Source organism: Oryzicola mucosus, from assembly GCF_014534685.1.
GTDB lineage: Bacteria > Pseudomonadota > Alphaproteobacteria > Rhizobiales > Rhizobiaceae > Oryzicola > Oryzicola mucosus.
On the sequence record NZ_JACVVX010000005.1, the window covers coordinates 21,769 to 46,794 of the forward strand.

The following is a 25,026-nucleotide window of genomic DNA, read 5'->3' on the forward strand; positions in this document are numbered from 1 at the left end:
CACATTAGTCTCTCAAGATCATCCGGTCGCCGCGCACATCGAAACCGGACAGGCTGCCGATGAAGTTCATGCCGAGCAGGCTCTGGCCCAACATGCCGGCCTCGGCCACGAGCAAAGGCAGCCGCTCCCGCTCGATCTCACCGACGGCGACCCTGTCGGCGGTGATCCTTGCGGCCTGTGCTCTGCCATTGGCAGTGTAGATAGGGACGTTGTAGTTCAGGGTCTTGGGATCGTAGCCGGCAGCGGCTGCATCCGCCGCCGTCAGGACGGTCGTTGTCGCACCAGTGTCGACCATGGCGCGGATCGTCGTGTCGTTGATCAGCATGCGCGCCTCGAAATGGCCGTTGGGTGCTTTTTCGAGCGTGACGGAAATCCGGCCGTCGCTGTCGGTGACGGAAAGAGGGCTGCCCGGCACAAACCCTGCGGTCAGACGGCTCACGACGTCCTGAAGCTCGTAGCGATATTGATATCCAGCCACCAGCACCAGAATCAGCAACAGCCACAACGCCGCCTGGCGAAGCGTATCGCTCAGGCGCACGCGCCTCGTGAGCATGCCCGCGCCAATGACCACAACCAGTGCGCCGAGATAAACGAAACGTCCGAAATCGTCATTCGCAATTCCGAACACTTCGCCCGAACTATCGTTCACCAAGAGCAGAATCAGGCCTATTCCGAGAATGGCAATAGCGATCCAGAACAGACGGTTCATGCAGCGGTTCCAATGGTCAAAGGCTGTTGTCCCGCGCCATGCGTGCGCGCCGTGTTTCGCGCCGGGGCTTTCGCACGATTCCCGAGAGCCGAGCCGGCAAGGCGTCCATGACGGCGCGTCGCATGTCCGGTGTCATCGAGGTCCACGCGCCGATTTCGTCGCGCGTACGCCCGCACCCGAAGCAATAGCCGGTGGCGTCGTCGATGGCGCAGACCAGTATGCAGGGTGATTCGATGCTCATATCCGTTTCGGTGGAGGTCATTCGGGCACCGCGAGCGGCCTTTACCAGATGGGACAGCTGCGACGAGGATGCAAGCCCGTTTGTGCCGCAGCGATTGTCATCCCGCCTTCCGCCCTTTATGGCCTGTGCAGCAGAATACGAGGCCAATCCGACATGACCAGCGCTCTTCCGTTCGACGATTTCCGCCAGCTCATCGGCAATCTGCCTCATGGTGACCGGGCCAAGGGCGAGGCCGTGCGCGATGTGTTCGCTCGGTCGGAAAAGCCCTCTGGTTCGCTGGGTCGGGTCGAGGATATCGCGGCCTGGCTGGCGGAGTGGAGCGGCAAGGCGCCACCCATCGTTCTGCGTCCGCAGGTGGCCGTATTCGCGGGCAACCATGGCGTCGCACTCGCCAGGAGCATTTCGCCGCGTTCGGTCGAAGCGACCGCGCGCGAGGTCGAGCTGTGCGCGGCCGGCGGTGCGGCGATCAACCAGATCTGTATCGCCAACGACATCGGGTTGAAGGTCTTCGATCTGGCGCTGCATCTCTCTACGGCCGACTTCACTGTCGAGGCGGCGCTGGATGAGCGTGGCTGTGCGGCGACCATGGCCTTCGGCATGGAGGCGATTGCCGGTGGCACCGATCTCATGTGCATCGGCGACATGGGCGTTGGCAACAGTACCGTTGCCGCGGCTCTTTCGGCGGCCGTGTGCGGCGGCAAGGGCAAGGACTGGGTCGGCGAGGGGTCGGGAGCCGACGGCGCCATGCAGGCCCGCAAAGCCGAAGCCGTCGATGCCGCGCTGAAACTCCACGCGGCCCACCTGTCCGACCCTCTCGAAGTGTTGCGCCGCCTGGGTGGACGGGAATTCGCAGCCATTGCGGGGGCAATTCTGGCTGCTCGCATGGAGCGCATTCCCGTGATCCTGGACGGATATGCCACCACCGCCGCTGCCGCTATCCTGCACACAGCCAATCCGACCGCGCTGGATCATTGTCTTCTGGCCCAGATCACGACCGAACCAGGTCATGCCCGTTTGGTGGATGAGTTGGGGCTTGAGCCCTTGTTCGATTTCAACATGGCCCATGGCGAAGCCGCGGGCGCTGCCCTGGCCGCTGGCGTGGTCAAGGCTTCCGCAATGGTCGCTTCGGGACTGGCGGCTGCCCTGCGCCGCTAGAAACGACCGCCGGAGGCGGTTGCCGCCGCGGGGCGATCCGAAGCGTCTTCCATGACGCGCGATGCGGGGAAGATGGCGATGGCTTCGGTGCCCTCGCGCAGCTTCGACTTCAGCTCGAACTCGCCGCCATGAAGCGCCAGAAGCCCTTGTGTGATCGGCAGGCCGAGCCCGGTGCCTTGCTCCGCACTCTTGATGGCGATGCTGCCTTGGCCAAAGGCTGCGAGCACGACCGGAAGCTCTTCCGGGGGGATGCCGGGGCCGTTGTCCTTGACCGAAACATATTGGCCGCCGCCGACCGTCCAGCCCACCCGTACCAGGACGTTTGTGCCGGACGGCGAGAATTTTATCGCGTTTGACAAGAGATTTAGCGTGATCTGCCGAATGGCGCGCTCGTCGGCGAAGAGGTTCGGCAGGAAATGCTCGAAATTCTGCTCGATGCGGATGTCCTTGTTCCGCGCCCGCAGTTCCATCATATGGCAGCAATCCTCCACGACGTTCAGCAGCGCGACCGGTGCTTCATTGAGCTGATAGCGCCCTGCCTCGATGCGCGACAGGTCGAGAATTTCGTTGATGAGTTCTAGGAGATGCTGGCCTGAATCGTGGATGTCCTGCGAGTATTCGCGATAGGACTTGTTCCCCATCTTGCCGAGAACCTCGTTGGCCATCACTTCGGAGAAGCCCAGAATGGCATTGAGCGGCGTGCGCAGTTCGTGGCTCATGGTGGCGAGAAAACGCGATTTTGCCAGATTGGCATCCTCGGCGCGGCGACGGGCCTCGTCTGAAAAGGCTTTCGCGGTCTCGAGCTCGGCCACGAGCGAGTCCATTTCAGACCGCAGCGCCAAAGTCATCAGAGCCGAGCGGCTCATGGTTCTGACGACATAGGCGAAGAAGGGAAGCGCCACGATCAGAAGAAACGCCATTGCGCTCTCTATGGACACGCTGCTTGCGGTACCCGTGACGGCAAAGACTGCGATGGGAATCAGAAAGGTCGCAAACAGCGCGCCGCGATAGGAGGAACTGAGCATGGCGGTCGCCGCCATGGCCACGAGCAACACCACGGCCTTGATGACGGCGAGATCGTCGACCGCGCAGCTTGCGCAGCCCAGCGAGGCATAGAAAGACCAAGCCAATCCGGTCATCAGATGACCCAGAAAAAACTCCATGCGCACGCCGGCCGGGTTCATCTCCGCCGCGGGTAACGCAGACACCCGCTTGGCGATGACGGCGAGAAAACCATAGGCAATAATTGTGAGGGCGGCCCACAGCAGGGTTGCCTGTCCCATGCCCAGCAGGTAGCTGACGACCGCGACCGCAGTCACCAAAAAGGGCACGGATAGAAAACCGCTGACCACAGTGCCGGCATGCTGTTTCAGCAGCTCGCGTTCGAAGGTCGGGTTTTCTGGCTGCTGCAGCAGACGGTCCCGCGTCTTGCGAACGGCGCGCGCGACATCGCTGTTGCGATGGCGTTTGCTCCGATCCACAATGAACTTGTCGGCCGTGTTGGCGCTCAACGGCATGGGGCTTGCGAGACTCTGACTAGGACACAAGCCGCCACGCTAAGGTGCAATCATTAATACACTGTTTGCCACATGAGCAGATTTCGCTTTACCTCGGCGAAGCCCACGAAACGGCGGAGATTTCTCGATTATGCGCTTGCTGCGGCGGTGCTTTTCATGACGGGCGTGGTGGTTTTGCGCCTGAACGAGGCGGCAAAACAGACGCTTGCCGGCGCGGTCGATGTCAACGACGGCGACAGCCTCACGGTGAAGGGTGCGCGCATCCGGCTCTGGGGTCTCGATGCGCCCGAACTGAACCAGATCTGCGCCAGGGACGGACGCGACTATCCCTGCGGGCGCATGGCACGCGAGACGCTCAAAGACATGATCGGCACCGCGTCCATCCGCTGCGAAGGATGGGAACATGACCGCTACGGACGCCTGCTGGCGGAGTGCTGGAACGGCCAGGCCAATCTCAACCGCGATCTGGTACGCAAGGGATGGGCTGTTTCCTATGGAGGGTACGAGGCGGAAGAAGCCGCCGCGCGGCAGGATCTGGCCGGTCTCTGGTCCGGCGATTTTGATCGGCCCCGTGACTGGCGAAGCCATCATGGCGGCATGACGGAAGAGTACCACGGCCTCTATGAGCGCATTGCCAACTGGCTGCGCGGAATTTTCAGAATTTCCAACATGCAAGGAGCAACCACATGAAGCTGTTCGACGGAGGCAAGGCGCCCAATCCGCGCCGGGTGCGCGTGTTCCTGGCGGAAAAAGGCATCGACGTGCCGCTTGTGCCCGTCGACATGGCCGCGATGGAGCACAGGGGCGACAGCGTGTCTTCGCGCAATCCGCTGCAGCGGCTTCCTGTGCTCGAACTCGATGACGGAACGATCCTCACCGAATCGGTGGCGATATGCCGTTATTTCGAGGAACTTCACCCCGAACCCGCTTTGTTCGGTACAGGAGCTTTGGGCAAGGCGCAGGTCGAAATGTGGCAGCGGCGTATGGAGATCAACTTCATGTTCTGCGTCGCCGCCGCTTTCCGCCATGTTCACCCTGCCATGGAGGGATGGGAAGTGCCGCAAATCCCGCAATGGGGCGAGGCCAACAAGCCCAAGGCGCTCGAGTTCCTGCATTTTCTGGATGGCGAACTCTCCAATCGTGAGTTCGTCGCCGGCGACAGCTACACCATTGCCGATATCACTGGCATGATCGCTGTCGATTTCATGAAGCCGGCGCGTATCGTTCTTCCCGAGGATTTGACCCACGTCTGGCGCTGGTACAAAGCCGTCACGGCGCGCCCCAGCGCCAAGGCATGACCGCAAGGCCTGCGCTCGACCGGCTCGCCAACGATATCCGCGCGTGCAGGATTTGCGTTGAGACGCCTCTGGGCAAGCCTCTGCCGCATCAGCCGCGCCCCGTTGTGGTGCCGTCGGCGACGGCGCGCGTTCTGATCGCGGGGCAGGCGCCGGGGACCAAGGTTCACGCAACCGGCCTGCCGTTCAACGACGCGTCCGGCGACCGCTTGCGCGATTGGCTGGGTGTCGGTCGCGAGACCTTCTACGATCCTCGGTACTTTGCCATAGTGCCGATGGGTTTCTGCTTTCCTGGCCAGGATGCCAAGGGCGGCGACCTGCCGCCTCGACGTGAATGTGCGCCGGCTTGGCGCAGGCAACTGGTCGACCTGATGCCGCAAATCGACCTCGTGCTCGCCATCGGGCTTTATGCCCAGGCGTGGCACCTCGGCTCGATGCGCCGCGCATCGCTGACCGACACCGTGGCCGACTGGCGCGCCATCTGGGACGAGACATTCGCGCCCCATGTTCTTGCCCTTCCGCACCCATCCTGGCGCAACACAGGCTGGCTCAAAAAGAATCCTTGGTTTGAAATGGAATTGCTGCCCTTTCTGAAGCTGGAAATCAGGCGTCGCATTGCTGCGATTGCTGAGAACTGAAAATTACGAAATCGCATATCTGAGAGAATTTTTTTCTTGTTACCGCGGCAAATTCGCCGGATTATCGCGAGGATTTTTTCTGGAGCTCATTCATGGATCGTCTCGATCGCAAAATCCTCCGTCTCCTGCAGGAGGACTCGACCCTTGCTGTGGCCGATGTCGCCAAGAAGGTCGGACTGTCCACGACCCCGTGCTGGCGCCGAATCCAAAAGCTGGAAGAGGAAGGCGTCATCAAACGGCGTGTCGCCGTACTCGATCCGGAAAAGATCAATGCGCGCGTAACTGTCTTCGTGTCGATCCGTACCAATTCGCACAGCCACGAATGGCTGCGTCGCTTCTCGGAAGTCATCCAGGAGTTCCAGGAAGTGGTCGAGTTCTATCGCATGAGCGGTGACGTAGACTACCTGCTGCGCGTCGTAGTGCCCGACATCGCGGCCTACGACGCCTTTTACAAGCGGCTCATCGCCAAGATCGAGATTCGTGACGTCTCGTCTTCCTTCGCCATGGAGCAGATCAAGTACACGACCGAGATGCCGCTGGACTACATGATCTTGGACAAGGAATCGGGGTCGAACGCGGCCTGATCAGGCCTTTTTCGACAGCCGCTCCAACATCTTTGCCGACGTCAATTCGCGGACCGCGTCGCTGCCGATCCATCGGGCGGCCTTGCCGGACGAGGCGGCAAGCCTGCGGGCCAGCGTCACTGCCTCTGCATGGCAGGCACGGTTGCGTTTGCCGATATTGCGCAGCGCCCAGTTGACTGCCTTGCGCACGAAATTCCGCTCGTCGCTCGAATGTCGCTCGATGAGCGGAAGCCATCCGATGAAGGTTGCGTCGGGTTCCCGCTTCAGGTGAACCGCCGCACCCGCTATCATGGCAAAGGCGGTTCTGCGGACGAATTCCCGCTCATCCGCTGCGAACTCCTCTATCAGCGACCGGTGCAATTCTGCCTCGACGAAGAGGTCGGCGGCCGTATCGACGATTTCCCAGGAGTTGAACGCATCCGCCCATTGCCGTGCCAGCGCCTCGTTGGTTTGTGCTGGGTCGGCAGTGTAAAGGCCAAGCAGGCGCGCCTCGCGAATGTCGCTGTCCCACAAATGCAGCGCGCGAGCATGGTTGCGCTTCACTGCACGGGCAATCCCCCGCAGGTCCGGGTTGGAAATGCCGAGCGCAGTCTCCGTGCGGATGCCGAAACGCGCCATGCCGACAATGTTTTCTTCCGAGCGCAACGTCTGAAGATGCGCCACGATGTCGGCTGCCGTGGAGGAGGGGCCGATCATTGCCTTTCGAGGCGGGCGAGCAGCGACGACGTATCCCAGCGCTTGCCGCCCATCTTCTGCACGTCCTTGTAGAACTGGTCGATCAGAGCGGTCACCGGCAGGCTGGCGCCATTGCTGTCAGCCTCCTCAAGGCAGATCGCCAGGTCCTTGCGCATCCAGTCGACCGCGAAGCCGAAGTCGTATTTGCCCTGGTTCATGGTCTTGTGGCGGTTTTCCATCTGCCACGATCCAGCGGCGCCTTTGGACAGAACGTCCATCACCTTCTCGATGTCCAGCCCGGCCTTCTTGCCGAAATGGATGGATTCGGCGAGGCCCTGGACCAAGCCTGCAATACAGATCTGGTTCATCATCTTGGTGAGTTGGCCCGCGCCCGAGGGTCCCATCAGGCCGACCATCCGGGCGAAGGCATCGATCACGGGCTTGGCCGTGTCGAACACGGCCTGCTCGCCGCCGACCATGACGGTCAGCACGCCATTTTCCGCACCGGCCTGACCGCCTGAAACCGGCGCGTCGAGGAACTCGAAGCCGGCGGCCTTTGCCGCTGCGGACAACTCACGTGCGACCTCGGCCGAGGCGGTCGTGTTGTCGACGAAGACAGCGCCCTTCTTCATGGCCGAGAACGCGCCGTCCACGCCAATGGTGACGGAGCGAAGGTCATCGTCATTGCCTACGCAGCAGAAGACGAAGTCCTTGCCTTCGGCTGCCTCGGCAGGCGTCAGCGCCATGGCGCCGCCATGCTGGGCGACCCATTGATCGGCTTTTGCGGCGGTGCGGTTGTAGACCGTGACGTCATGGCCGCCCTTGTTCTTGAGATGTGCGGCCATGGGATACCCCATCACGCCAAGTCCGAGGAAAGCAACCGAAGCCATGACTAGATCCTTCCATTTTCAGGTTGGCTCTTGATAATCGATACGGGCAAAAAGGAAAGAGTTAGCGGCGAACCAGGTGCCTGGTGAGACGGCCTTCGATCCGCTCAGTGACGAATCTCAAGACCTCGACGATCAGAAGATAGATGATCGCGGCCCAGATGTAGGTCTGAAAGTCGAAGGTGCGCGAAAATGCCCGCCTGGTTTCGCCCATCAGATCGTACACCGTGATGATGGAGACGATAGCCGAGCCCTTGATCATCAGGATGATCTCGTTGCCGTAAGGCCGCAAGGCGACCAGCATCGCCTGGGGCATTACAATGAGCCGCAAGGTTTTCAGCCGGTCAAGGCCGAGCGCCTTCGATGCCTCCCATTGGCCCTTGCTGACACTCTGGATAGCGCCGCGCAGAATCTCGGCCTGATAGGCTGCGGTGTTGAGGGAGAACGCGAAGATCGCGCAATACCACGCGTCGCGGAAGAAACTCCAGAGCCCTACCGCCTCCAGCTGCGGCCGGAACGAGCCGAGGCCGTAATAGATCAGGAAGGTTTGTGCGAGGAGCGGGGTGCCACGGAAGAAATAGACGTAGCCATAGGCGAAGCCCCCGAGCCAGCGATTGCTCGACATGCGCCCATAGGCGATGGGGACCGAAAGGATTGCTCCGATGACGATCGAGATGAGAACGAGCTGGAGCGTTACCCAAAGACCGGACATGTAGGCCGGGAAGTACCGGTCGAAGAGCGCCGGATTCCAGACTTCAACGAGATATACGACGATCCCTCCAGCAACCGCTCCCCAAAACAGCATGAGCGTCCAGCCGAGAATGCGCGTCGCCGGCCAGCCACGGCGCGCCTCCGGCGGCTTTTCGGCTGCGGCACTGTCCATCGCGACCGCGCTCATTTCGGCGCTCCACGCTGGGCGACGCTGCGTTCGATGGCGTTGATGCCGAAGGACGAGATGATCGCCAGCACCAGATAGACGAGGCAGGCGATGCCGAAGAAGAGGAACTGCTGGTTCGTGACGCGCGCAGCGATGCCGGTCTGGCGCAGGATGTCGGACAGTCCGATCACCGAAACCAGCGCGGTATCCTTCAAGAGGTTCAGCCAGAGATTGGACAGGCCGGGCAGGGCAATGCGGATGATCTGTGGCAGCACCACCAGCCGCATGGTCTGGAAGCCGGTGAGGCCGACAGCGTAGCCGCCTTCATACTGGCCGCGCGGTATGGCGCGAAACGCCGACAGAAACACTTCGCTGGCGTAGGCCGAGAACATCACGCCCAGCGCGATCATACCCGCCAGGAAGGCATTGATTTCGATCGTTGTTTCCTGCCCCAGGGAGCGCATCAGGGCCTGCAGCGCGATCTGCCCGCCATAATAGACCAGGAAGAGGGTGAGAAGCTCAGGAAGCCCACGGAATATGGTGGTGTAGATGTTGCCGGCGAGCCGCAGGGAGGGTTCGCCCGATTGCTTGGCCAGTGCGACGAAGAAGCCGGCGACCAACCCGAACGGCAGTGTCGCCAATGCCAGGCAAACGGTGATCAGGGTGCCAAGGGCAATGTTGTCGCCCCATCCGTCGGGGCCGAAACTCAGGAGCGTCAGGGCGCTGTCCATAAAGTGCCAGGATCCTTCGACCGGCTTGGAGTGTGCTCAGGTGAATGCCACCGTTGCAGGATCAGGTGAAGCTAAAGCGAATGGCGGAAATGTAAATATCCGCCATTCGTTTCCGTTCATGCCGGTTTAGCCGCCGAACACGTCAAACGAGAAGTACTTGTCGTTGACTTCCTTGTATTTTCCATTCGCACGGATGGCGTCCAGCGCCGCATTCAGCTTGTTGACGAGCTCAGTGTCGTCTTTGCGGACGGCAATGCCGATCTTGTCGTCGGACGCGACGGGTCCGCCCTTGATGTCGCAACATGCGCCGTCGGCACCCTTGAGCCAGCCATATTGCGGGCCGAAATCGGCGAGAACGGCATCGAGACGGCCGTTCGACAGATCGGTATAGGCCTCAACCTGCGTCGGGTAGGCTTTCACATCGGCGCCGGGATAGGTTTTTTCAGCGAAGTCGGCAGCGATCGTGCCCTGCTGGACTCCGATGGTCGTGCCGTCAGTCGTCTCGGCGGAGAATTTGGACTCCTTCGGCGCGACGAAGACCAGCGAATTTGTGTAGTAGGGATTGCTGAAAGCAACCTGCTCCTGGCGCTCGGGCGTGATCGACATCGACGCGATGACCGCATCGAACTTCTTCGCCTGCAGCGCGGGGATGATGCCGTCCCAATCCTGGGTGACGAACTCGCACTTCACCTTCATCTCGTCGCAGAGAGCCTTGGCGATGTCGATGTCGAAGCCTTCCAGTTCGCCGCTGGAAGTCAGGTTGTTCATGGGAGGATAGGCACCCTCTGTGCCGATCTTCAGAACTGTCTCCTGCGCCTGTGCCGAACCGGCGGCAAGGGCAAGAACAGCGGTGGCTGCGAGCGCGATACGCGTGAAAGTCCGCATTTTAGTCCTCTCATGTGATGGCGTTGGCATAAATTGCTCTATCCGCCTGACGGCATCGCTGCCGCTTCATGATCTAGATACTCCCATTGTTTCCGCTCAAAAATCAATCACAAAAGAGAATGCCGAAATTGCGCGCATAGCAGGAAATCTCCCTTGGAAACCGATGCTTGCAGGGTAATCTGAAAAAAGAGGATCATCGGTGTGGAGATTTCGCAGCGTTACGTCGACTTTAGTCCCGTCGTGCTTTCAACAAAATTCGCAATCGTGGCGATGTCGTTAAGATCGAATATCGGCACAGCCTCGCCTGATACTGGATGATCTGCAGCAACCGCGACAATATGGGCGTCCTGCTGGGTCAGGGGCATGCGATCTTTCGCACTAAGCCGGCGTGTTTCGATCTTGGCATGAGCCTCGCGCTTGTAGCCTTCGACAAGCACCAGATCGCAGGGCGCCAACCGGGCAAGAATGACGTCCATGGCGGGCTCATTCTCCTGCCGCAACTCATGCATCAGCGCCCATCGCCGGCCGGAGACGATGGCGACTTCGCCGGCACCCGCCGCCCGGTGGCGGAAGCTGTCGGTGCCTTCCTTGTCGATATCGAACTCGTGATGCGCATGCTTGATGGTGGATATCGTCCAGCCACGCCGCGTCAGTTCAGTGACCAGCCGTTCAGTGAGTGTGGTCTTGCCGGAATTCTTCCAACCGGTAATGCCGAGAATGCGCTGGGTCATGCCATGTCGATGTATTGAGCCGCCTCGGTCAGGTCCCGAGGTGTGTTGATGTTGAAGAACGGATCGACAGATTGATCGCCGCAGCGAATAAAATCAAATGAGACAGAGACATATCCGCAGTTCCTTATGAAGGCCATGACGCTTCGGTCCGATTGCGTCTTGAGGAAATGCGCCAGTTTTTTCTCCACGCCAAGTGGCCAGAGGGCGAAGACGGGGTGATGGCGTCCGTTCGAAGCTGCGATAACGAGGTCGTTGTCACGCTGGCGCGCCGCGAGAAGTCTTGCCGTCAGATCGGTTGGAAGAAACGGCGTATCGCAGGTGACGGTCACCAAATCCGAGAAACGGTTCTGGCTGCGCGCCCAGATGATGCCGGCAAGGACCCCCGCCAGCGGACCTTGCCGATCGGGCAGTGTGTCGGCAATGACGGGAACACCCAGCGATGCGAAGAGATCCGGTTCGCCATTGGCGTTCAGCGCAACGACGTCGACCTGCGGAGCAAGTCGGTCGGCCACACGCTGCAACAGAGTCTTGCCGCCCAAATCGAGCAAGCCCTTTTCGCCGCCGCCCATCCGGCTGGCGCGACCGCCTGCGAGAATGACACCCGCAACTCGCCTATGCTCTGGGTTGGCGACGGCCACATCTACACTCCGTCAGGCGCCATGGAGGGGCTGGTGCTTTTTGCGGCCGGAAGCTGGCTGTCCACAGCGCGCTCGCGATAGAGCATGTAAATTCCCGAGGCGATGATGACGATGGAGCCTGCCAGCGTGAACATGTCGGGAATCTCGCCAAACACCGCAAAGCCCAGCGCGATAGCCCATATCAGAGACGTATAACGGAACGGCGCGACAAAAGAGATGTCTCCGCTGCGCATGGCGGCGATGACGCACTGATAGCCGATGATAAGCATTCCGGCGCAAAGCAGCAGCAAAAACACCGTCGATAGCCCCATCGGTCTCCACCCACCCATGGGCTCGATCATGACGGCGCCGAGCAGGCACACGGATGCTGAGGATACGGACGATATAAGCAAAGTTGGAACGGAACCAGGGACTTTTCGGGTCACCAGATCCCTGACGGCGCAGAAGAACACCGACAAAAGCGTCAGCACGGAAAAGCTGTTGAAACCTTCCAGGCCGGGTCGAACGACGATCAACACCCCGATGAATCCCACCGTGATCGCCAGCCAGCGCCGCCAGCCCACTCTGTCGCCGAGAAACAACGCCGCTCCCATGGTCACGGCGAGCGGCAAGGCCTGCAGCACCGCCGAGATGTTGGCGAGCGGAAGATGGGCGATTGCTATCAGAAACGTTCCCGTGGCGCACATTTCGGCCAATGCGCGGACGAAGACCAGCTTGCTGGTTGCCCGCAATGAGACGTTGAACGCTCCGGCCCTCCAGGCCAGCAGCACGATGAAGATCGTGGCGAACAGTCCGCGCACGAACATGATCTGGCCAACGTTGAGCTCGGAGGAGGTGAACTTGGTGATGGTATCGTTTACGACGAAGCCGGCCATGGCCATGGTCATATAGACCGCGGCGCGCGCATTCTCACTCTGTGCCAAGGACTTTTTCCATGTCGCGCTGCTCCCCCGCATATCCGCTGCCCGTCATGAACCTTTGACGCCAGCCGTCAATGGTCCAAAGCCTGGGTCGTATAGGGCCTTGATATGGGAGGGTATCGCAAAACGGCAATGGACGAGCGGTGGGGAGAAAACACCTCGATGATCCGAGGTCAGCCGCCGGTCACGCTCATGTGCCGAGAGACGGAGGGCCGGTTGGTGCGCCGGTCGATGACGAAATCATGGCCTTTCGGCTTGCGGCCGATGGCCTCGTCGATAGCCCGGGAAAGCAGTTCATTGCCTTCCGACGCGCGGAGCGGGCCACGCAGATCGGCCGCGTCGTCCTGACCCAGGCACATATAGAGCGTTCCCGTGCAGGTGATGCGGACACGATTGCAGCTTTCGCAGAAATTATGCGTCATCGGCGTGATGAAGCCCAGCCGACCGCCGGTCTCCGCGACGGTCACATAGCGCGCCGGCCCCCCGGTTTTGAACGGAATGTCGGTCAGCGTGAAGTCGCGTTCGAGCTTGCCCCGCAACAGCGACAAAGGCAGATACTGGTCTGTGCGGTCGCCCTCGATATCGCCCATGGGCATGGTTTCGATGACGGTCATATCCATGCCGCGACCATGCGCCCAGCGCATGATGCCGGGAATCTCAGCATCGTTGAAGTCCTTCAACGCCACCGCGTTGATTTTCACCTTGATGCCCGCCGCCTGGGCTGCGTCGATGCCGGCGATCACCTTGCCGAGGTCGCCCCAGCGTGTGATGGCGCGGAATTTTTCGGGATCGAGCGTGTCGAGCGAGACATTGATGCGCTTGACGCCGCAATCGGCCAGTTCGCTGGCGAAGCGTGCGAGCTGTGAGCCATTGGTGGTGAAGGTCAGTTCCTCCAGCGCACCGGTTTCGAGATGCCTCGACACCTGGCGCACGAGGTGCATGACGTTCTTGCGCACCAGCGGTTCTCCGCCGGTCAGCCGAAGCTTTTTGACGCCTTTTTCGATGAACACGGTGCACAGCCGCTCGAGTTCTTCGAGCGAAAGCAAATCCTTCTTCGGCAGGAACACCATGTCTTCCGCCATGCAATAGGTACAGCGGAAATCGCACCGGTCCGTCACCGACACCCTGAGGTAGTCGATCGAGCGGCCGAATGGGTCGATCATGGTCATGACCAGCGGTTCCGTTCCCTGTTGCGATCCTGCACGCGGCAAGACCGTCCTTGTATCCTTATTTTGTATCTCATGCGCCTGCAATCAAGCTGAATCGATCAAGTCGAAGCAGAACTTTGGCACAGAACACGGTCACGGACCTTCAAACCCTTCTGCGCGAGGCGGCTTGCGGCTACAGTCGCGGTCTCTGGAATCGGAATACAACTATGATCCCTCCCAAGGAATTACGGGTCTCAAAGGACCGCCGCACGCTGACGGTGACTTTTCCTGACCATGCGCCGGTCGAACTGCCGGCAGAATTCTTGCGGGTTCTGTCACCCTCCGCCGAGGTGCAAGGGCATTCTCCCGAGCAACGTGTGACGGTGCCGGGCAAACGCATGGTCTCGATCTTCAAGATCGAACCTGTCGGCAACTACGCAGTTCGCATCACATTCGACGATGGCCACGACACCGGTATTTTTACCTGGAGCTATCTGCATACGCTCTCCCATGAGAAACAGGAGCGCTGGACGAGCTATCTCGATGAACTGGAAGGGAAAGGGCTGTCGCGTGACTGATCGGCATAGGCCAGCCAGCAGTGCGCCGAGCGCGGAGATCGCCTGGAGAGTTCAAAACTATGTGATGCTTTTTGTGCGCAACAAACCGGGCGCGGCTGCCGTATAAGCCTCGTAGGCCTATGTTGAGGCCCAGTGCAGGAGACGTGCCTGAATGAAGCCTTGGACCGACCGCGCCGGAAAGGTCTCGCCGCTGAAAGCGGTGGTGTTTTTTGGAACGCTGGTGCCGATAGCACTGCTGGCTGTTCGTGCCGCCACCGGCGGTTTCCAGGGCGCGCCGGGGCTGGCTGCGCTTGGGCCGCGCCCTTTGACCGAGGCAATCCACCAAACCGGCGATTGGGCCATCCGCTTTCTGATGCTGTCGTTGGCTGTCACACCGCTGCGGCGCATTCTCCAGTTCCCGAAACTAATCAATGTCAGGCGCATGCTCGGCTTGGCGGCGTTGTTTTACGCGCTTGGCCATTTCGCGCTCTACATCACCGACATGAAATTCGACCTTCTGCGGGTGGGTAGCGAAATTCTGCTTCGCATCTATCTCACCATCGGCTTCGTCGCTCTGCTCGGTCTTGTCGTTTTGGGCATGACGTCTACGGATGCGGCCGTCCGCCGACTTGGTGGAAACTGGAACCGCCTGCACAAAATCGTCTACCCCATCGGTATTCTCGCGGTGCTGCATTATTTCATGCAGTCGAAGGCGGATGTTTATCAGGCCACCCTGATTGCCGGATTTTTTGTTTTGTTGATGAGCTATCGCGTCGCGCAGGGGCGCGGCTTCAATCTGCAATCGCCGATCACGCTCGCAATCATTGCCGTCCTTGGCGGGCTGCTCACCGCCGCGCTCGAGTTTGCCTGGTATGCGATTGCCACCGGAGTGCCGCCGCAGCGTGTTTTGGCCGCAAATCTGCAGTTCGCCTTTGCCATCCGCCCGTCATGGTGGGTTCTGGCGACAGGGCTGGCGGTTGCCTTGGCCTGCGCGGCGCGGCCGCTTATTCCCGCGGGGCAGGGGCGCGGGCGCAGGGCCAAGCCGGCGCGTGGCGTTGCCTGATTGGCACAGCACTTAAGTTTCGATCTCGCAAAGATGTGAAATCATTTCGAAACGGTTCTGCGAGAATTTATACAAATTTAACGATGAAGGTATGAATCGATGGCGTGATGCCATGCGTCCGCATCGCGTGCGGACAAAAACCCGTCGACAGGATTGATGCCTGGCTGGCGACGGTTGAGGGGATAGAAATGAACGTTTTCCGCAAGACCTCCGCAGCCCTGCCGCTCGCAGCCCTTGTTGCGAGCCTGACCGTGACCACCGCGCCGGTCCAGGCTCAGGGGCTGTTCGACAAACTGTTCGGCGGCGGCTTGCGGCGTTCCGAGCGCACTGAATTCCCGCCTCCGCCCCCTGCGGCTCAACCACGTCAGGCTGCGCCCAAGAAAGCCGCTGCCGCCAAGCCGGTGAAGATTTCGGCGCCGTCCTATTACACCTATAAGGCCGAGGCGCTGGCCAAGGTGGACTTCTCGCCGCTGGCTGCGAAATCGCAGTCGGCTTCGCTGGAGCCTGTGATGAGCAGTGCATTCCGCGAGGCTCTTTCCGGGCTTGAGGGGTTCGACATGCTGGCGGAGCCGGAAATCGGCAAGGCCGTCGTGGCCTACTACTCGGATCATCCGGAGTTCGTTTGGGTCACTGACGGTGCGCTTAATGCAAAGGCGGCGCAGGCCGCTCAGGTCCTGGGCGACGCGGGCAGCTACGGCCTGGATGCCGCCGATTACAAGGTCCAGTTGCCCGACGCAGGGTTGACTGTCGAGCCCGGCAAGCTGAACGGCCTGATCCGCTATGAGATGGAACTGTCGGCGCGGGTGCTGCGCTATACGCGTGACGCACATGCTGGGGTAATCAATCCCAACAAGCTCTCCGGCTATCACGATTTCCCGGCCAAGCCTCTTGATCTGGCAGGTGTCTTGTCAGCACTCTCGTCGGGGGAAGACACGGCTGCCTTGCTCGAAGCCCAGCATCCGCAAAGCCCCGAATACAAGGCGCTCCGCACCGAGTTGGCAGCACTCCACGCCAGCGAAGAAAACGAGATCGTCGTCGACGCCAAGCTGCTTTTGAAGCCCGGCGAGACGAGCCCCGAACTGCCCAAGCTGCTGCAACTGATCAATCGCGATCTCGACGACCAGATGCGCAGCGAGTTCGGCGACCTGCTCTCCCGGTTGTCGACCACCGAAACCTACACCGACGAGCTCATTCCGCTGATGAAGGCGGTTCAGAAGCGCGAGGGGCTGAAGCAGGACGGCGTGATCGGGCCGCGTACAGTCGCCATGCTGGCGGGTACGTCCAAGGCCGACCGCATCGGCAAGGTAGTCGTGGCGCTGGAACAGTTGCGCTGGCATCCCTCCGAACTGGGCGACACCCGCGTTTTCATCAACCAGCCGGCCTTCACCGCAGCCTATATCGAAGGCGGCCAGGAGAAGCTGAAGACGCGCACGGTGATCGGCGCCAAGGGCACCCAGACCACTTTCTTCTTCGATAAGATCAAGCAGGTCGACTACAATCCCTATTGGGGTGTGCCGCAGTCGATCATCGTCAACGAGATGTTGCCGCGCCTGCGCAACGACCCCGGCTATCTGGATCGTGCCGGCTATGAGGTGGTCGATGCCAAGGGCAAGCGCGTTCCGTCTTCGGCGATCAACTGGAGCCAGTATGGCGGAAAGGTGCCCTTCGGCGTCCGGCAGGCGCCAAGCGAAGCAAACGCGCTGGGCGAGTTGAAAATACTGTTCCCCAACAAGCATGCCATCTACATGCACGACACGCCGCAGAAAGCGCTGTTCGATCGCGACATGCGCGCCTTCAGCCATGGTTGCGTGCGGCTTGCCGATCCGCGCGGCATGGCAGCGGCCGTTCTCGGCACGTCTGTCGACTACATCGCCGACAAGCTGAAGAAGGGACACTCCACCGAGAAGGTCAATCGCGACATTCCGGTTTATGTGGCCTACTTCACCGCATGGCCGCTGGCCGACGGCAGGATGGAGTATTTCACCGACGTCTACGACCGCGACAGCCGCGTCCTTGAGGCGATGAAACGCACCGTGGAGGTGAGGGCGCCCAGCAGCTGATTCTGCTGGTTGGGTCAGGCCGCTTCGGAATTGATCGCTTTCTTCGCTGCCTGAGCCAAAAATCCGGACCGAGTATAACCGTGTGCCGCGGCGAAAGCGTCTATTTCAGTCAGAATGTCTTTCGGCAGGGTGATGTTGATACGCACCGATTGGCGTGGCTCGGTTCTGACGGCAACGAGAATGGCGACGGCAGAGCGATTCTGCTCGTTGTTCATTACCTGCTCCAACGTCGAAGGTTCGGGCAAAGCCTCTCCGTCTTCGATCAAGCCGTCGATATGCAAAGCCAAGGCCTCTTCTGCCATGCGCCTTGCGTCGTCGAGATCGATGCCGGCCGTGATGGCACCCGGAAAATCGGGGAAAGAGACCCCGAAATCACTATGGGCTTCTTTATGAATCAAACCGATATATTGACGCATCTGCTACCTCAACTTGAGCCCGGATTGCATTTCGATGCTTTTGAGAGTCCCAATAGGAACATCGCGTTTGGGATGAGGAACGGTCACCCGGCCAGGTTTATGAGGATGTTTGAACTGAACATGGCTACCTTTCCGGGCTACTTCGCGCCAACCGTCCTTTTCCAAAAATGAAATGATTTCGGCGCTCTTCATATGTGTATTTATACACATAAACGCAATTTGGGGCAACGAGCGGCTGGCGCCGAACAGCACAAGCTGGCTTGAAAGGTTATCTCGGAGAGTGAATAGAAAATGGTGGGCGATATAGGGATTGAACCTATGACCCCACCCGTGTGAAGGGTGTGCTCTCCCGCTGAGCTAATCGCCCGTCGCAGCCTTATCGGCCGAACGCGCCGCGATATAAGATAGGGCGGCGCGTTAAGTCAAGGATGACCGTCAGCGATTTGCTGCGGCGATCAATCTTTCTGCCAGGTCGACGGTCAGTTCGTCGAAATGGGAGATAACAGCGGACGGCTCGAACTCACGCACATGCCGGTCGGTATAGCCGAAGTCGACGGCGACGACCGGAATGCCGGCAGCCTTCGCCGTGTCGATGTCGGTTTGCGAATCGCCGATCATCACGGCGCGTGTCGGGTCGCCGCCGGCCAGGGCAATCGTCTCGGTCAGGTGGCGCGGGTCGGGCTTGCGGAAGCCGAACGTGTCCGGTCCGGTAATCGCTGCGAAACGCGGCCCGAGGCCGAGCGCGGCTATCAGGCTGATGGCGAGTTTTTCGTATTTGTTGGTGCAGACCGCAAGCAGATAACCTGCCTCGGTGAAGCGGTCCATGGCAGCGATGACGCCGGGATAGGGCTGCGACTTGCCCGGAATGTTCGCCGAATAGTGGTCGAGGAACACCGAGAGCAGACGGTCGTGCTCGATTGCGTCGAGGATCCGCTTCTGGGCATTGTAGGCGCGTTCGATCATCACCTTGCCGCCATGACCGACGAATCGGCGAAATGCAGCATCGTCGACCCGGGACAATCCGCCGGCCACCAGGCTTTCGTTGAGGCTCTCCAAAAGGTCGGGGGCGGTGTCGACGAGCGTGCCGTCGAGGTCGAAGACGATGATGGGTTTTTTCATGAAAAGCGTGCCCGTTGTTGAGGTGACGTTGCGATAACCCGTGCGGACAGACGAGGCAAGGCGACCGGCCGTGACGTGGGATAAAGCCTTTGACCCAACCGGCAAAAATGCTAGAGCCAGCCAGTTTCCGGTTCTCAGGCGATTTTCTTCATGGATGCAAGAGCCCTCAAGATAGAGGCGGCGCGAGCCGCGCTCGATCATGTCGAACATGGCATGCGACTCGGAATCGGCACCGGTTCCACCGCGGAGGAATTCGTCCGCCTGCTGGCCGAGAAGGTTGCTGCGGGCATGGAGATCGTCGGTGTGCCGACCTCCGAACGCACGGCTTCATTGTGCCGCGAGCTTTCCGTGCCGCTGTCGACGCTGGAAGAAACCCCCGAACTCGACCTGACCATCGACGGCGCCGACGAGATCGATCCCGCGCTGTCGCTCATCAAGGGCGGCGGTGGCGCATTGCTGCGTGAAAAGATCGTCGCCGCAGCGTCTGCCAAGATGATCGTGATCGCCGACGCCACCAAGCTCGTCGACACGCTGGGCCGGTTTCCATTGCCCATCGAGGTCAATCCGTTCGGTCTCGCGTCCACGCGTATCGCCATCGGCGCCGCGGCCGAAAAGCTCGGCCTTTCTGGCGCCATCGTACTGCGTGAGCGAGAAGGGAAAACCTTCGTCACCGATGGGGGCCATTTCATCCTGGATGCATCTTTTGGCCGCATTCCCGATCCAAGAGCGCTGTCAGATGCGCTGCATGCCATTCCAGGCGTTGTCGAGCACGGGCTTTTTCTCGGTCTCGCATCGCTTGCAGTCATTGCCGGTTCCGATGGTATAAGAACCGTCGTTCCGGCTCGCTAACAGGGGAGACCTTCCACAATGATCCTGACCACCAGGCTGCGCCGCTTTTCAACCATGGCGACAGCGTCCGCCTTCCTCGCCATCGCATCCGTCGCCCAGGCGCAGGAAGTGTCGGAGACCCACCTGAAGGCGGCGCAGGCCGCCATCTCAGCAATTCATGCGACCGATTCCTTCGACATGATCCTGCCGCAAGCAGCCGGCGCTCTGAAGGAGCAACTCATTCAGCAGAGCCCGGACCTCGACGCTCTCATCACCCAGACGGTCGATGAAAAGACGCTGGCTCTGGCCTCGCGCCGCGCCGATCTCGAAAAAGAAGCCGCGCTGGTCTATGCGCGGTCCTTCACCGAGCCGCAGCTCAAGGCAATCGCCGCCTTCTACAACTCGGAAGCGGGCAAGAAGCTGCTTTCGGATGGTCCGATTGTCTCGCGTGAGATCGTAAAGGCCGCCGACATCTGGCAGAACGGCATCGCGCGGGATCTGGCCGAGCAGGTCGGCGAAACGCTGCGCGCACAAGCTCCGAATTCTCCGGCCGCCAATGCAGCAAGCGGCGCAACGCCGGCCGTTCCCGCGACGCCGAACTGAGCGGTCCAACTCACTGATCCACTGAATAAAAGAATAGCCCGGTACAGCCGGGCTTTTCTTTGTCCGTCCCAGCGCATAACTGAATACCGTCTTTCTTCCAGGAGCATTCCGTATGACCCAATACGACTATGACCTCTTCGTCATTGGGGGCGGCTCTGGCGGTGTAAGGGCATCGCGCGTGGCGGCGGCTTTGGGAAAGCGGGTCGCGGTCGCCGAAGAATTCCGCTTTGGCGGCACCTGCGTTATCAGGGGCTGCGTGCCCAAGAAGCTCTATGTCTATGCTTCGCAGTTTCACGAACAGTTCAGGGACGCGGTAGGCTACGGCTGGTCGGTGCCCGAGACCTCGTTCGACTGGAAAAAGCTGGTCGAGGCCAAGGAACGCGAAATCACTCGCCTTGAGGGCATCTATAAGCGCAATGTCGAGGCATCGAGCGCGATCGCATTCGACACCAGAGCCACGCTCGTCGATGCGCATACGATCCGGTTGGAAGTCGATGGACGGTTGGTGACCGCCGATCAGATTTTGATCGCCACCGGCGGCCGGCCCAGCGACCGGCCTGCGCTTCCGGGCTATGAGCACTGCATCACCTCGAACGAAGCCTTCGATCTGCCTGAACTGCCCAAGGCCATCGTTGTCGAGGGCGGGGGCTACATCGCCGTCGAGTTTGCCAACATCTTTCACGGTCTCGGCGTAACCACCACGCTGGTCTATCGAGGTCATGAAATCCTCAATCGTTTCGACATGGACCTGCGCAAGGCCCTGCATGAGGAGATGGAGAAGAAAGGCATCCGCATCGTCTGCCATGCGGTGAGCAAGCAGGTGGTCAAGCGCGGCGATGGGCGTCTGGAGGTCCACCTCAACACCGACGAGGTTCTCATTGCCGATCAGGTCATGCAGGCTGTCGGCCGCCGACCCAACACCGAGGACCTTGGCCTTGAAGACGCCGGCGTAAAACTCGACGAGGCGACCGGTGCAATCTTGGTCGACGATTATTCCCAGACCAATGTCGAGAATATCTGGGCCATCGGCGACGTCACCAACCGCGTCCAGCTGACCCCGGTGGCGATCCACGAGGCGATGTGCCTGATTGAGACCATCTTCAAGAACAACCCAACCAAGCCGGACTACGATACCATCCCGACGGCCGTCTTTTCCCAGCCCGAGATCGGCACAGTCGGCCTGTCCGAGGACGATGCGGCGCACAAATATCCCAATCTCGAAATCTACCGCACCAGCTTTCGGCCGATGCGAAACATCCTGGCCGGGCGTGATGAGCGCATGCTGATGAAGCTGGTCGTCGATGCCGATACCCGCAAGGTCATCGGTGCGCATGTGCTCGGACCCGACGCGGGCGAGATGGCGCAGCTTCTCGGCATTTCGGTCAAGGCCGGGCTGACGAAGGACGATTTCGACGCGACCATGGCGGTTCACCCGAGCGCTGCGGAGGAACTGGTAACGCTCTACAAGCCAACCTATCTGGTGAAGGACGGAAACCGCATCGGCTGACTGTGCTTTCCCCGTCTGGCGTCGGCTGCGTTCCGGGGGTGGTATAGATCAGTAGCTTCGTGTATGGGAGCCGCGTTCCCCGCACGATTGCGGGCAATCAGTTGCGGACAAAAGGATCCGTACTTTCAAGTTAGGTTACGAACATGACGAAATGGTCACCGAATTCCTGGAGAGGCATGCCCATCCAGCAGGTGCCGGCCTTTCCGGACGCGGCAGCGCTTGCCGAAACCGAGGCTCGTCTCGCGACCTTTCCGCCGCTTGTTTTTGCAGGTGAGGCGCGCAAGCTGAAGAAACAGCTTGCTGCCGTGGCCAATGGCGAAGCCTTCCTGCTCCAGGGCGGGGATTGCGCGGAGAGCTTTGCGGAACATGGCGCGGACAACATCCGCGACTTCTTCCGCGTGTTCCTGCAGATGTCGGTCGTGCTCACCTTCGCCGGGTCGCAGCCCGTGGTGAAGGTCGGCCGCATCGCCGGTCAGTTCGCCAAGCCGCGCTCGTCCGACAATGAGACCAAGGGCGACGTGACCCTGCCGTCCTATCGCGGCGACATCATCAACGGCATCGACTTCGACGAGAAGTCGCGTGTGCCTGATCCCGCGCGTCAGGAAATGGCCTACCGGCAATCGGCAGCCACGCTCAACCTCCTGCGCGCCTTCGCCCAGGGTGGCTATGCCAGCCTTGAGAACGTGCACAAGTGGATGCTCGGCTTCGTTTCCAACAGCCCGCAGGGCGAACGCTACGAGGTGCTGGCCAACCGCATCACCGAGACGATGGACTTCATGCGGGCCGTAGGCATCACCTCGGAGCACAATTACGCGCTGCGCGAGACCGATTTCTACACCAGCCACGAAGCTCTCCTGCTCGGTTACGAAGAGGCGTTGACCCGCGTCGATTCGACTTCGGGCGATTGGTACGCAACCTCGGGCCACATGATCTGGATCGGCGACCGCACCCGCCAGCCCGACCATGCGCATATCGAATACTGCCGCGGCATCAAGAACCCGCTCGGCCTGAAATGCGGCCCGTCGCTGTCGCCGGATGGTCTGTTGCAACTGATCGATCTGCTCAACCCCGAAAACGAGCCGGGCCGTCTGACCCTGATCGCACGCTTCGGCTCCGACAAGGTCGCCGACCATCTGCCCAAGCTGATCCGCGCGGTGCAGAAGGAAGGCCGCAAGGTGGTCTGGTCCTGCGATCCGATGCACGGCAACACCATCACGGCCGCAGGCTACAAGACACGTCCGTTCGACCGGATCATGAGCGAAGTGAAGAGCTTCTTCGAAATCCATCGCGCGGAAGGGTCTCACCCCGGCGGCGTCCATGTCGAGATGACCGGCAAGAACGTCACCGAATGCACCGGCGGCGCCCGCGCCATCCGCGACGAGGAACTGCAGGACCGCTACCACACCCACTGCGATCCCCGCCTCAATGCGGATCAGGCGATCGATCTGGCGTTCCTGGTGTCCGACCTGCTCAAGAAGAGCGTGCCGGCCCAGGACAAGAAGACTGCCGACGCAGCCTGAAGCTTTGCGAATTGGCGATCGAAGAAAGGCGTCGGAGCGATCCGGCGCCTTTCTTGTCAATCCTTGGTCAGACTGCCGCGCGCGCTTCGACGCGGCGCGTGACGTAGAACAGCACGCCCGAGATCAGAACGCAGTAGAGGCCCATGGCGACGATCTGCGCCGGGTAGGGCACTCCGGCATCGATCAGGACGCCGGTCAGGCCAGGGCCTGCCGCCGAGGCAAAAACCGTTGCCGAGACGATCAGCGCACGGATCGAGCCTAGATGCTTCAGGCCATAGATTTCCGGCCAGACCGCGCCGAACAGCGTCGTGGTCAGGCCGTTGGAGATGCCGAGGAAGATCATGAAGGCGGCAACCGCCCACTGCGCCTCGACCAGTCCGAGGACGAAACACGCCGCTCCCAAAGGCAACAGTACGTAAGGAAACAGCGCGACGCCGGAGAAGCGGTCGATCAACTGGCCCGAAACGAGCGTAAAACCCGAATTCACAAGGGCGGTCAGCGCAAAGGACGCGGCAAACAGTTCCAACGACCAGCCACGCAACTCCACCAGATAGACCTGATGGAAGAACACGGTGGTGACGATGAAGCCCGGTGCCATCACGCCCATCATGGCGAGGTAGAAAACCGGGTCGCGCACGACTTCCCTGCGCGTCCAGTCTCGCGCATCGACGATCCGGCGCGGCGGCTCGGATGCACTGGGCTGGCGGTCGATCCTCACCAGCATGGCGATGACGGGCAGGGCGGCGAAGACCAGTATGCCGGCGGCAAGCAGCCAGCCGTTTCGCCAGCCGATTGCGGCTACGATGGAGACGAAGCAGAACGGCAACACGGCATCGCCCGCATTGTGACCGAGGATGATGAAGGACAGCGCGCGGCCGCGCTGGGCCGAAAACCACCGGGCGGCAGCCGTATAGGCGACATGAACCATCATGCCTTGGCCGAACAGGCGCAGGAGGTAGATAGCGATCAGCAGCGTTACGAGATGCTGCGACAGCGCCATGGCCAAAGCCGCCACACCGAGCATCGGCACCACCAGCAGGACAACATTGCGCACAGTCCTGCGGTCGACGATCTGGCCGAAGGTGGGGAGCGTGAAGGCGCTCGCCAGCGTGGCCACCATATACACCGTGCCGAAACCCCCATGGCTCAGGCCATATTCCTCGCGGATATGGCCGGCAGAGAGCGAAATGAAGGAGGTTTGGCCAAAGGTCGAACCGAGCGTCAGCAGAAAGCCGCCCGCGATCCATCGACCGTTCTCGCGGACAAATCCCAGCATCTGCTATCCCTGGCTCTGCGCGCTTGGCAGCTGCCTCATGCGCTTCATATGCATACCGTCGGCCACGCGCTTGAAGCCGAATTTCTCGTATAAACTATGCGCATCGGCGGTGTTGAGGCTGACCGACGGGACTTTCGCGATTGTCGGGTGGTTCAGCAAAGCCTCGACCAGTGCCACGCCGAAACCATGCCCGCGGTGCTCCGGCCAGACCAGAATGTCGGAGATATGCGCGAACAGCGCATGATCGGTGATCGCCCGGCCGAAAGCCACCTGCTTGCCATTGAGGTAACCCGCTACGCAAAGCGAGTTCTCGAAAGCCACGCGGTCCAGTTCCAGCGTTCGACCTGCTCCCCAGTAAGTTTCGCGCATCAGCCGGCTGGTTTCGGCGATGTCGATGCGCGCCGGATCGAAGCTGATTTCCAACCGTTCTTCTTTCAAAGACAAGG

At 60.7% G+C, this 25,026-nt stretch carries 29 protein-coding genes and 1 tRNA gene; 12 read left to right on the forward strand and 18 right to left on the reverse strand.

Translation table 11 applies throughout. The features are described 5' to 3' along the window. Nucleotides 1–4 precede the first annotated feature (4 nt). Together ICI42_RS15945 and ICI42_RS15950 are read right to left on the reverse strand one after the other, a co-directional pair. Nucleotides 5–709 carry a TIGR02281 family clan AA aspartic protease gene (locus tag ICI42_RS15945; RefSeq protein WP_188165597.1) on the reverse strand — a complete coding sequence of 235 codons (705 nt, stop codon included), beginning with the start codon at nt 707–709 and terminating at the stop codon, nt 5–7. A 16-nt stretch (nt 710–725) separates the two neighbouring features. Beyond that, nucleotides 726–944, reverse strand: a complete 219-nt coding sequence (locus tag ICI42_RS15950; protein WP_188165906.1) for a DUF1289 domain-containing protein — start codon at nt 942–944, stop codon at nt 726–728. A 159-nt stretch (nt 945–1,103) separates the two neighbouring features. Between ICI42_RS15950 and ICI42_RS15955 the strand changes: the two genes are divergently transcribed. Next, complete coding sequence (locus ICI42_RS15955) at nt 1,104–2,105, forward strand: nicotinate-nucleotide--dimethylbenzimidazole phosphoribosyltransferase (protein ID WP_188165598.1); 1,002 nt, start codon at nt 1,104–1,106, stop codon at nt 2,103–2,105. Here the strand turns inward: ICI42_RS15955 and ICI42_RS15960 are convergent. Then, complete coding sequence (locus ICI42_RS15960) at nt 2,102–3,622, reverse strand: sensor histidine kinase (RefSeq protein WP_188165599.1); 1,521 nt, start codon at nt 3,620–3,622, stop codon at nt 2,102–2,104. The genes ICI42_RS15955 and ICI42_RS15960 overlap by 4 nt on opposite strands. 72 nt (nt 3,623–3,694) lie before the next feature. Here ICI42_RS15960 and ICI42_RS15965 point away from each other — a divergent pair, with 72 nt between their 5' ends. From ICI42_RS15965 to ICI42_RS15980, 4 genes are all read left to right on the forward strand, one after another. After that, nucleotides 3,695–4,312 (forward strand): thermonuclease family protein, encoded by a 618-nt coding sequence (locus ICI42_RS15965; RefSeq protein WP_188165600.1) that lies wholly within the window; start codon nt 3,695–3,697, stop codon nt 4,310–4,312. After that, a complete protein-coding gene (locus ICI42_RS15970; protein ID WP_188165601.1) occupies nt 4,309–4,920 on the forward strand; it encodes a glutathione S-transferase in 612 nt (203 codons plus the stop codon). Before ICI42_RS15965 ends, ICI42_RS15970 begins: the two co-directional genes overlap by 4 nt. Then, nucleotides 4,917–5,555 carry a uracil-DNA glycosylase family protein gene (locus ICI42_RS15975; protein WP_188165602.1) on the forward strand — a complete coding sequence of 213 codons (639 nt, stop codon included), beginning with the start codon at nt 4,917–4,919 and terminating at the stop codon, nt 5,553–5,555. The genes ICI42_RS15970 and ICI42_RS15975 overlap by 4 nt, the downstream gene beginning before the upstream one ends. A 92-nt stretch (nt 5,556–5,647) precedes the next feature. After that, complete coding sequence (locus tag ICI42_RS15980; protein ID WP_188165603.1) at nt 5,648–6,139, forward strand: Lrp/AsnC family transcriptional regulator; 492 nt, start codon at nt 5,648–5,650, stop codon at nt 6,137–6,139. Here ICI42_RS15980 and ICI42_RS15985 read toward each other — a convergent pair whose 3' ends face one another. The 9 genes from ICI42_RS15985 to moaA form a co-directional block, all read right to left on the reverse strand. After that, on the reverse strand, nt 6,140–6,835 hold the full coding sequence (locus tag ICI42_RS15985) for a DNA alkylation repair protein (protein WP_188165604.1): 696 nt from the start codon (nt 6,833–6,835) through the stop codon (nt 6,140–6,142). Further along, a complete protein-coding gene (locus ICI42_RS15990) occupies nt 6,832–7,704 on the reverse strand; it encodes an NAD(P)-dependent oxidoreductase (RefSeq protein ID WP_188165605.1) in 873 nt (290 codons plus the stop codon). Before ICI42_RS15990 ends, ICI42_RS15985 begins: the two co-directional genes overlap by 4 nt. A gap of 61 nt (nt 7,705–7,765) precedes the next feature. Beyond that, nucleotides 7,766–8,599 carry an ABC transporter permease gene (locus tag ICI42_RS15995; RefSeq protein WP_188165606.1) on the reverse strand — a complete coding sequence of 278 codons (834 nt, stop codon included), beginning with the start codon at nt 8,597–8,599 and terminating at the stop codon, nt 7,766–7,768. Next, complete coding sequence (locus ICI42_RS16000; protein ID WP_188165607.1) at nt 8,596–9,309, reverse strand: ABC transporter permease; 714 nt, start codon at nt 9,307–9,309, stop codon at nt 8,596–8,598. The genes ICI42_RS15995 and ICI42_RS16000 overlap by 4 nt, the downstream gene beginning before the upstream one ends. A gap of 126 nt (nt 9,310–9,435) precedes the next feature. Beyond that, nucleotides 9,436–10,194, reverse strand: coding sequence for an ABC transporter substrate-binding protein (locus tag ICI42_RS16005; protein ID WP_188165608.1), 759 nt, complete (start codon nt 10,192–10,194; stop codon nt 9,436–9,438). 218 nt (nt 10,195–10,412) lie between these two features. Then, entirely contained in the window at nt 10,413–10,925 is a 513-nt protein-coding gene (mobB, locus tag ICI42_RS16010; protein WP_188165609.1) for a molybdopterin-guanine dinucleotide biosynthesis protein B, read from the reverse strand. After that, the gene (gene mobA / locus ICI42_RS16015; RefSeq protein ID WP_330999186.1) at nt 10,922–11,563 is read right to left on the reverse strand and encodes a molybdenum cofactor guanylyltransferase MobA; all 642 of its coding nucleotides are present in this window, start codon (nt 11,561–11,563) and stop codon (nt 10,922–10,924) included. Before mobA ends, mobB begins: the two co-directional genes overlap by 4 nt. Before the next feature lie 2 nt (nt 11,564–11,565). Further along, the gene (locus tag ICI42_RS16020; protein WP_188165610.1) at nt 11,566–12,486 is read right to left on the reverse strand and encodes a DMT family transporter; all 921 of its coding nucleotides are present in this window, start codon (nt 12,484–12,486) and stop codon (nt 11,566–11,568) included. Nucleotides 12,487–12,656: 170 nt separating this feature from the next. Next, nucleotides 12,657–13,652: a GTP 3',8-cyclase MoaA gene (moaA, locus tag ICI42_RS16025; protein ID WP_188165611.1), complete on the reverse strand. Its 996-nt coding sequence runs from the start codon at nt 13,650–13,652 to the stop codon at nt 12,657–12,659. A 206-nt stretch (nt 13,653–13,858) separates the two neighbouring features. On the opposite strand from moaA, the gene ICI42_RS16030 reads away from it, so the two are divergent. The 3 genes from ICI42_RS16030 to ICI42_RS16040 all read left to right on the forward strand — a co-directional run bounded on the left by ICI42_RS16030 (nt 13,859) and on the right by ICI42_RS16040 (nt 17,311). After that, nucleotides 13,859–14,209: a gamma-butyrobetaine hydroxylase-like domain-containing protein gene (locus ICI42_RS16030; RefSeq protein WP_188165612.1), complete on the forward strand. Its 351-nt coding sequence runs from the start codon at nt 13,859–13,861 to the stop codon at nt 14,207–14,209. Nucleotides 14,210–14,360: 151 nt separating this feature from the next. Beyond that, nucleotides 14,361–15,251: a protein-methionine-sulfoxide reductase heme-binding subunit MsrQ gene (locus tag ICI42_RS16035; protein WP_188165613.1), complete on the forward strand. Its 891-nt coding sequence runs from the start codon at nt 14,361–14,363 to the stop codon at nt 15,249–15,251. A 188-nt stretch (nt 15,252–15,439) separates the two neighbouring features. Then, complete coding sequence (locus tag ICI42_RS16040) at nt 15,440–17,311, forward strand: L,D-transpeptidase family protein (RefSeq protein WP_188165614.1); 1,872 nt, start codon at nt 15,440–15,442, stop codon at nt 17,309–17,311. A gap of 14 nt (nt 17,312–17,325) precedes the next feature. On the opposite strand, the gene ICI42_RS16045 is transcribed toward ICI42_RS16040, so the two are convergent. The 4 genes from ICI42_RS16045 to ICI42_RS16060 all read right to left on the reverse strand — a co-directional run bounded on the left by ICI42_RS16045 (nt 17,326) and on the right by ICI42_RS16060 (nt 18,846). Continuing rightward, the gene (locus tag ICI42_RS16045; RefSeq protein ID WP_188165615.1) at nt 17,326–17,727 is read right to left on the reverse strand and encodes a type II toxin-antitoxin system HicB family antitoxin; all 402 of its coding nucleotides are present in this window, start codon (nt 17,725–17,727) and stop codon (nt 17,326–17,328) included. 3 nt (nt 17,728–17,730) lie between these two features. Continuing rightward, a complete protein-coding gene (locus tag ICI42_RS16050) occupies nt 17,731–17,919 on the reverse strand; it encodes a type II toxin-antitoxin system HicA family toxin (RefSeq protein WP_188165616.1) in 189 nt (62 codons plus the stop codon). A 100-nt stretch (nt 17,920–18,019) separates the two neighbouring features. Then, nucleotides 18,020–18,094 (reverse strand) — tRNA-Val (locus tag ICI42_RS16055). Between the two features lie 68 nt (nt 18,095–18,162). Then, a complete protein-coding gene (locus ICI42_RS16060) occupies nt 18,163–18,846 on the reverse strand; it encodes a phosphoglycolate phosphatase (RefSeq protein WP_188165617.1) in 684 nt (227 codons plus the stop codon). Between the two features lie 150 nt (nt 18,847–18,996). Between ICI42_RS16060 and rpiA the strand changes: the two genes are divergently transcribed. From rpiA to ICI42_RS16080, 4 genes are all read left to right on the forward strand, one after another. Further along, on the forward strand, nt 18,997–19,695 hold the full coding sequence (gene rpiA / locus ICI42_RS16065) for a ribose-5-phosphate isomerase RpiA (RefSeq protein WP_188165618.1): 699 nt from the start codon (nt 18,997–18,999) through the stop codon (nt 19,693–19,695). Between the two features lie 18 nt (nt 19,696–19,713). Further along, complete coding sequence (locus ICI42_RS16070; protein ID WP_188165619.1) at nt 19,714–20,277, forward strand: DUF2059 domain-containing protein; 564 nt, start codon at nt 19,714–19,716, stop codon at nt 20,275–20,277. A gap of 112 nt (nt 20,278–20,389) precedes the next feature. Continuing rightward, entirely contained in the window at nt 20,390–21,784 is a 1,395-nt protein-coding gene (gor, locus tag ICI42_RS16075; protein WP_188165620.1) for a glutathione-disulfide reductase, read from the forward strand. A gap of 143 nt (nt 21,785–21,927) precedes the next feature. Next, entirely contained in the window at nt 21,928–23,304 is a 1,377-nt protein-coding gene (locus tag ICI42_RS16080) for a class II 3-deoxy-7-phosphoheptulonate synthase (RefSeq protein WP_188165621.1), read from the forward strand. Nucleotides 23,305–23,371: 67 nt separating this feature from the next. On the opposite strand, the gene ICI42_RS16085 is transcribed toward ICI42_RS16080, so the two are convergent. Then, the gene (locus tag ICI42_RS16085) at nt 23,372–24,580 is read right to left on the reverse strand and encodes an MFS transporter (RefSeq protein WP_188165622.1); all 1,209 of its coding nucleotides are present in this window, start codon (nt 24,578–24,580) and stop codon (nt 23,372–23,374) included. 3 nt (nt 24,581–24,583) lie between these two features. Beyond that, nucleotides 24,584–25,024: a GNAT family N-acetyltransferase gene (locus ICI42_RS16090; RefSeq protein WP_230980405.1), complete on the reverse strand. Its 441-nt coding sequence runs from the start codon at nt 25,022–25,024 to the stop codon at nt 24,584–24,586. Nucleotides 25,025–25,026 lie beyond the last annotated feature (2 nt).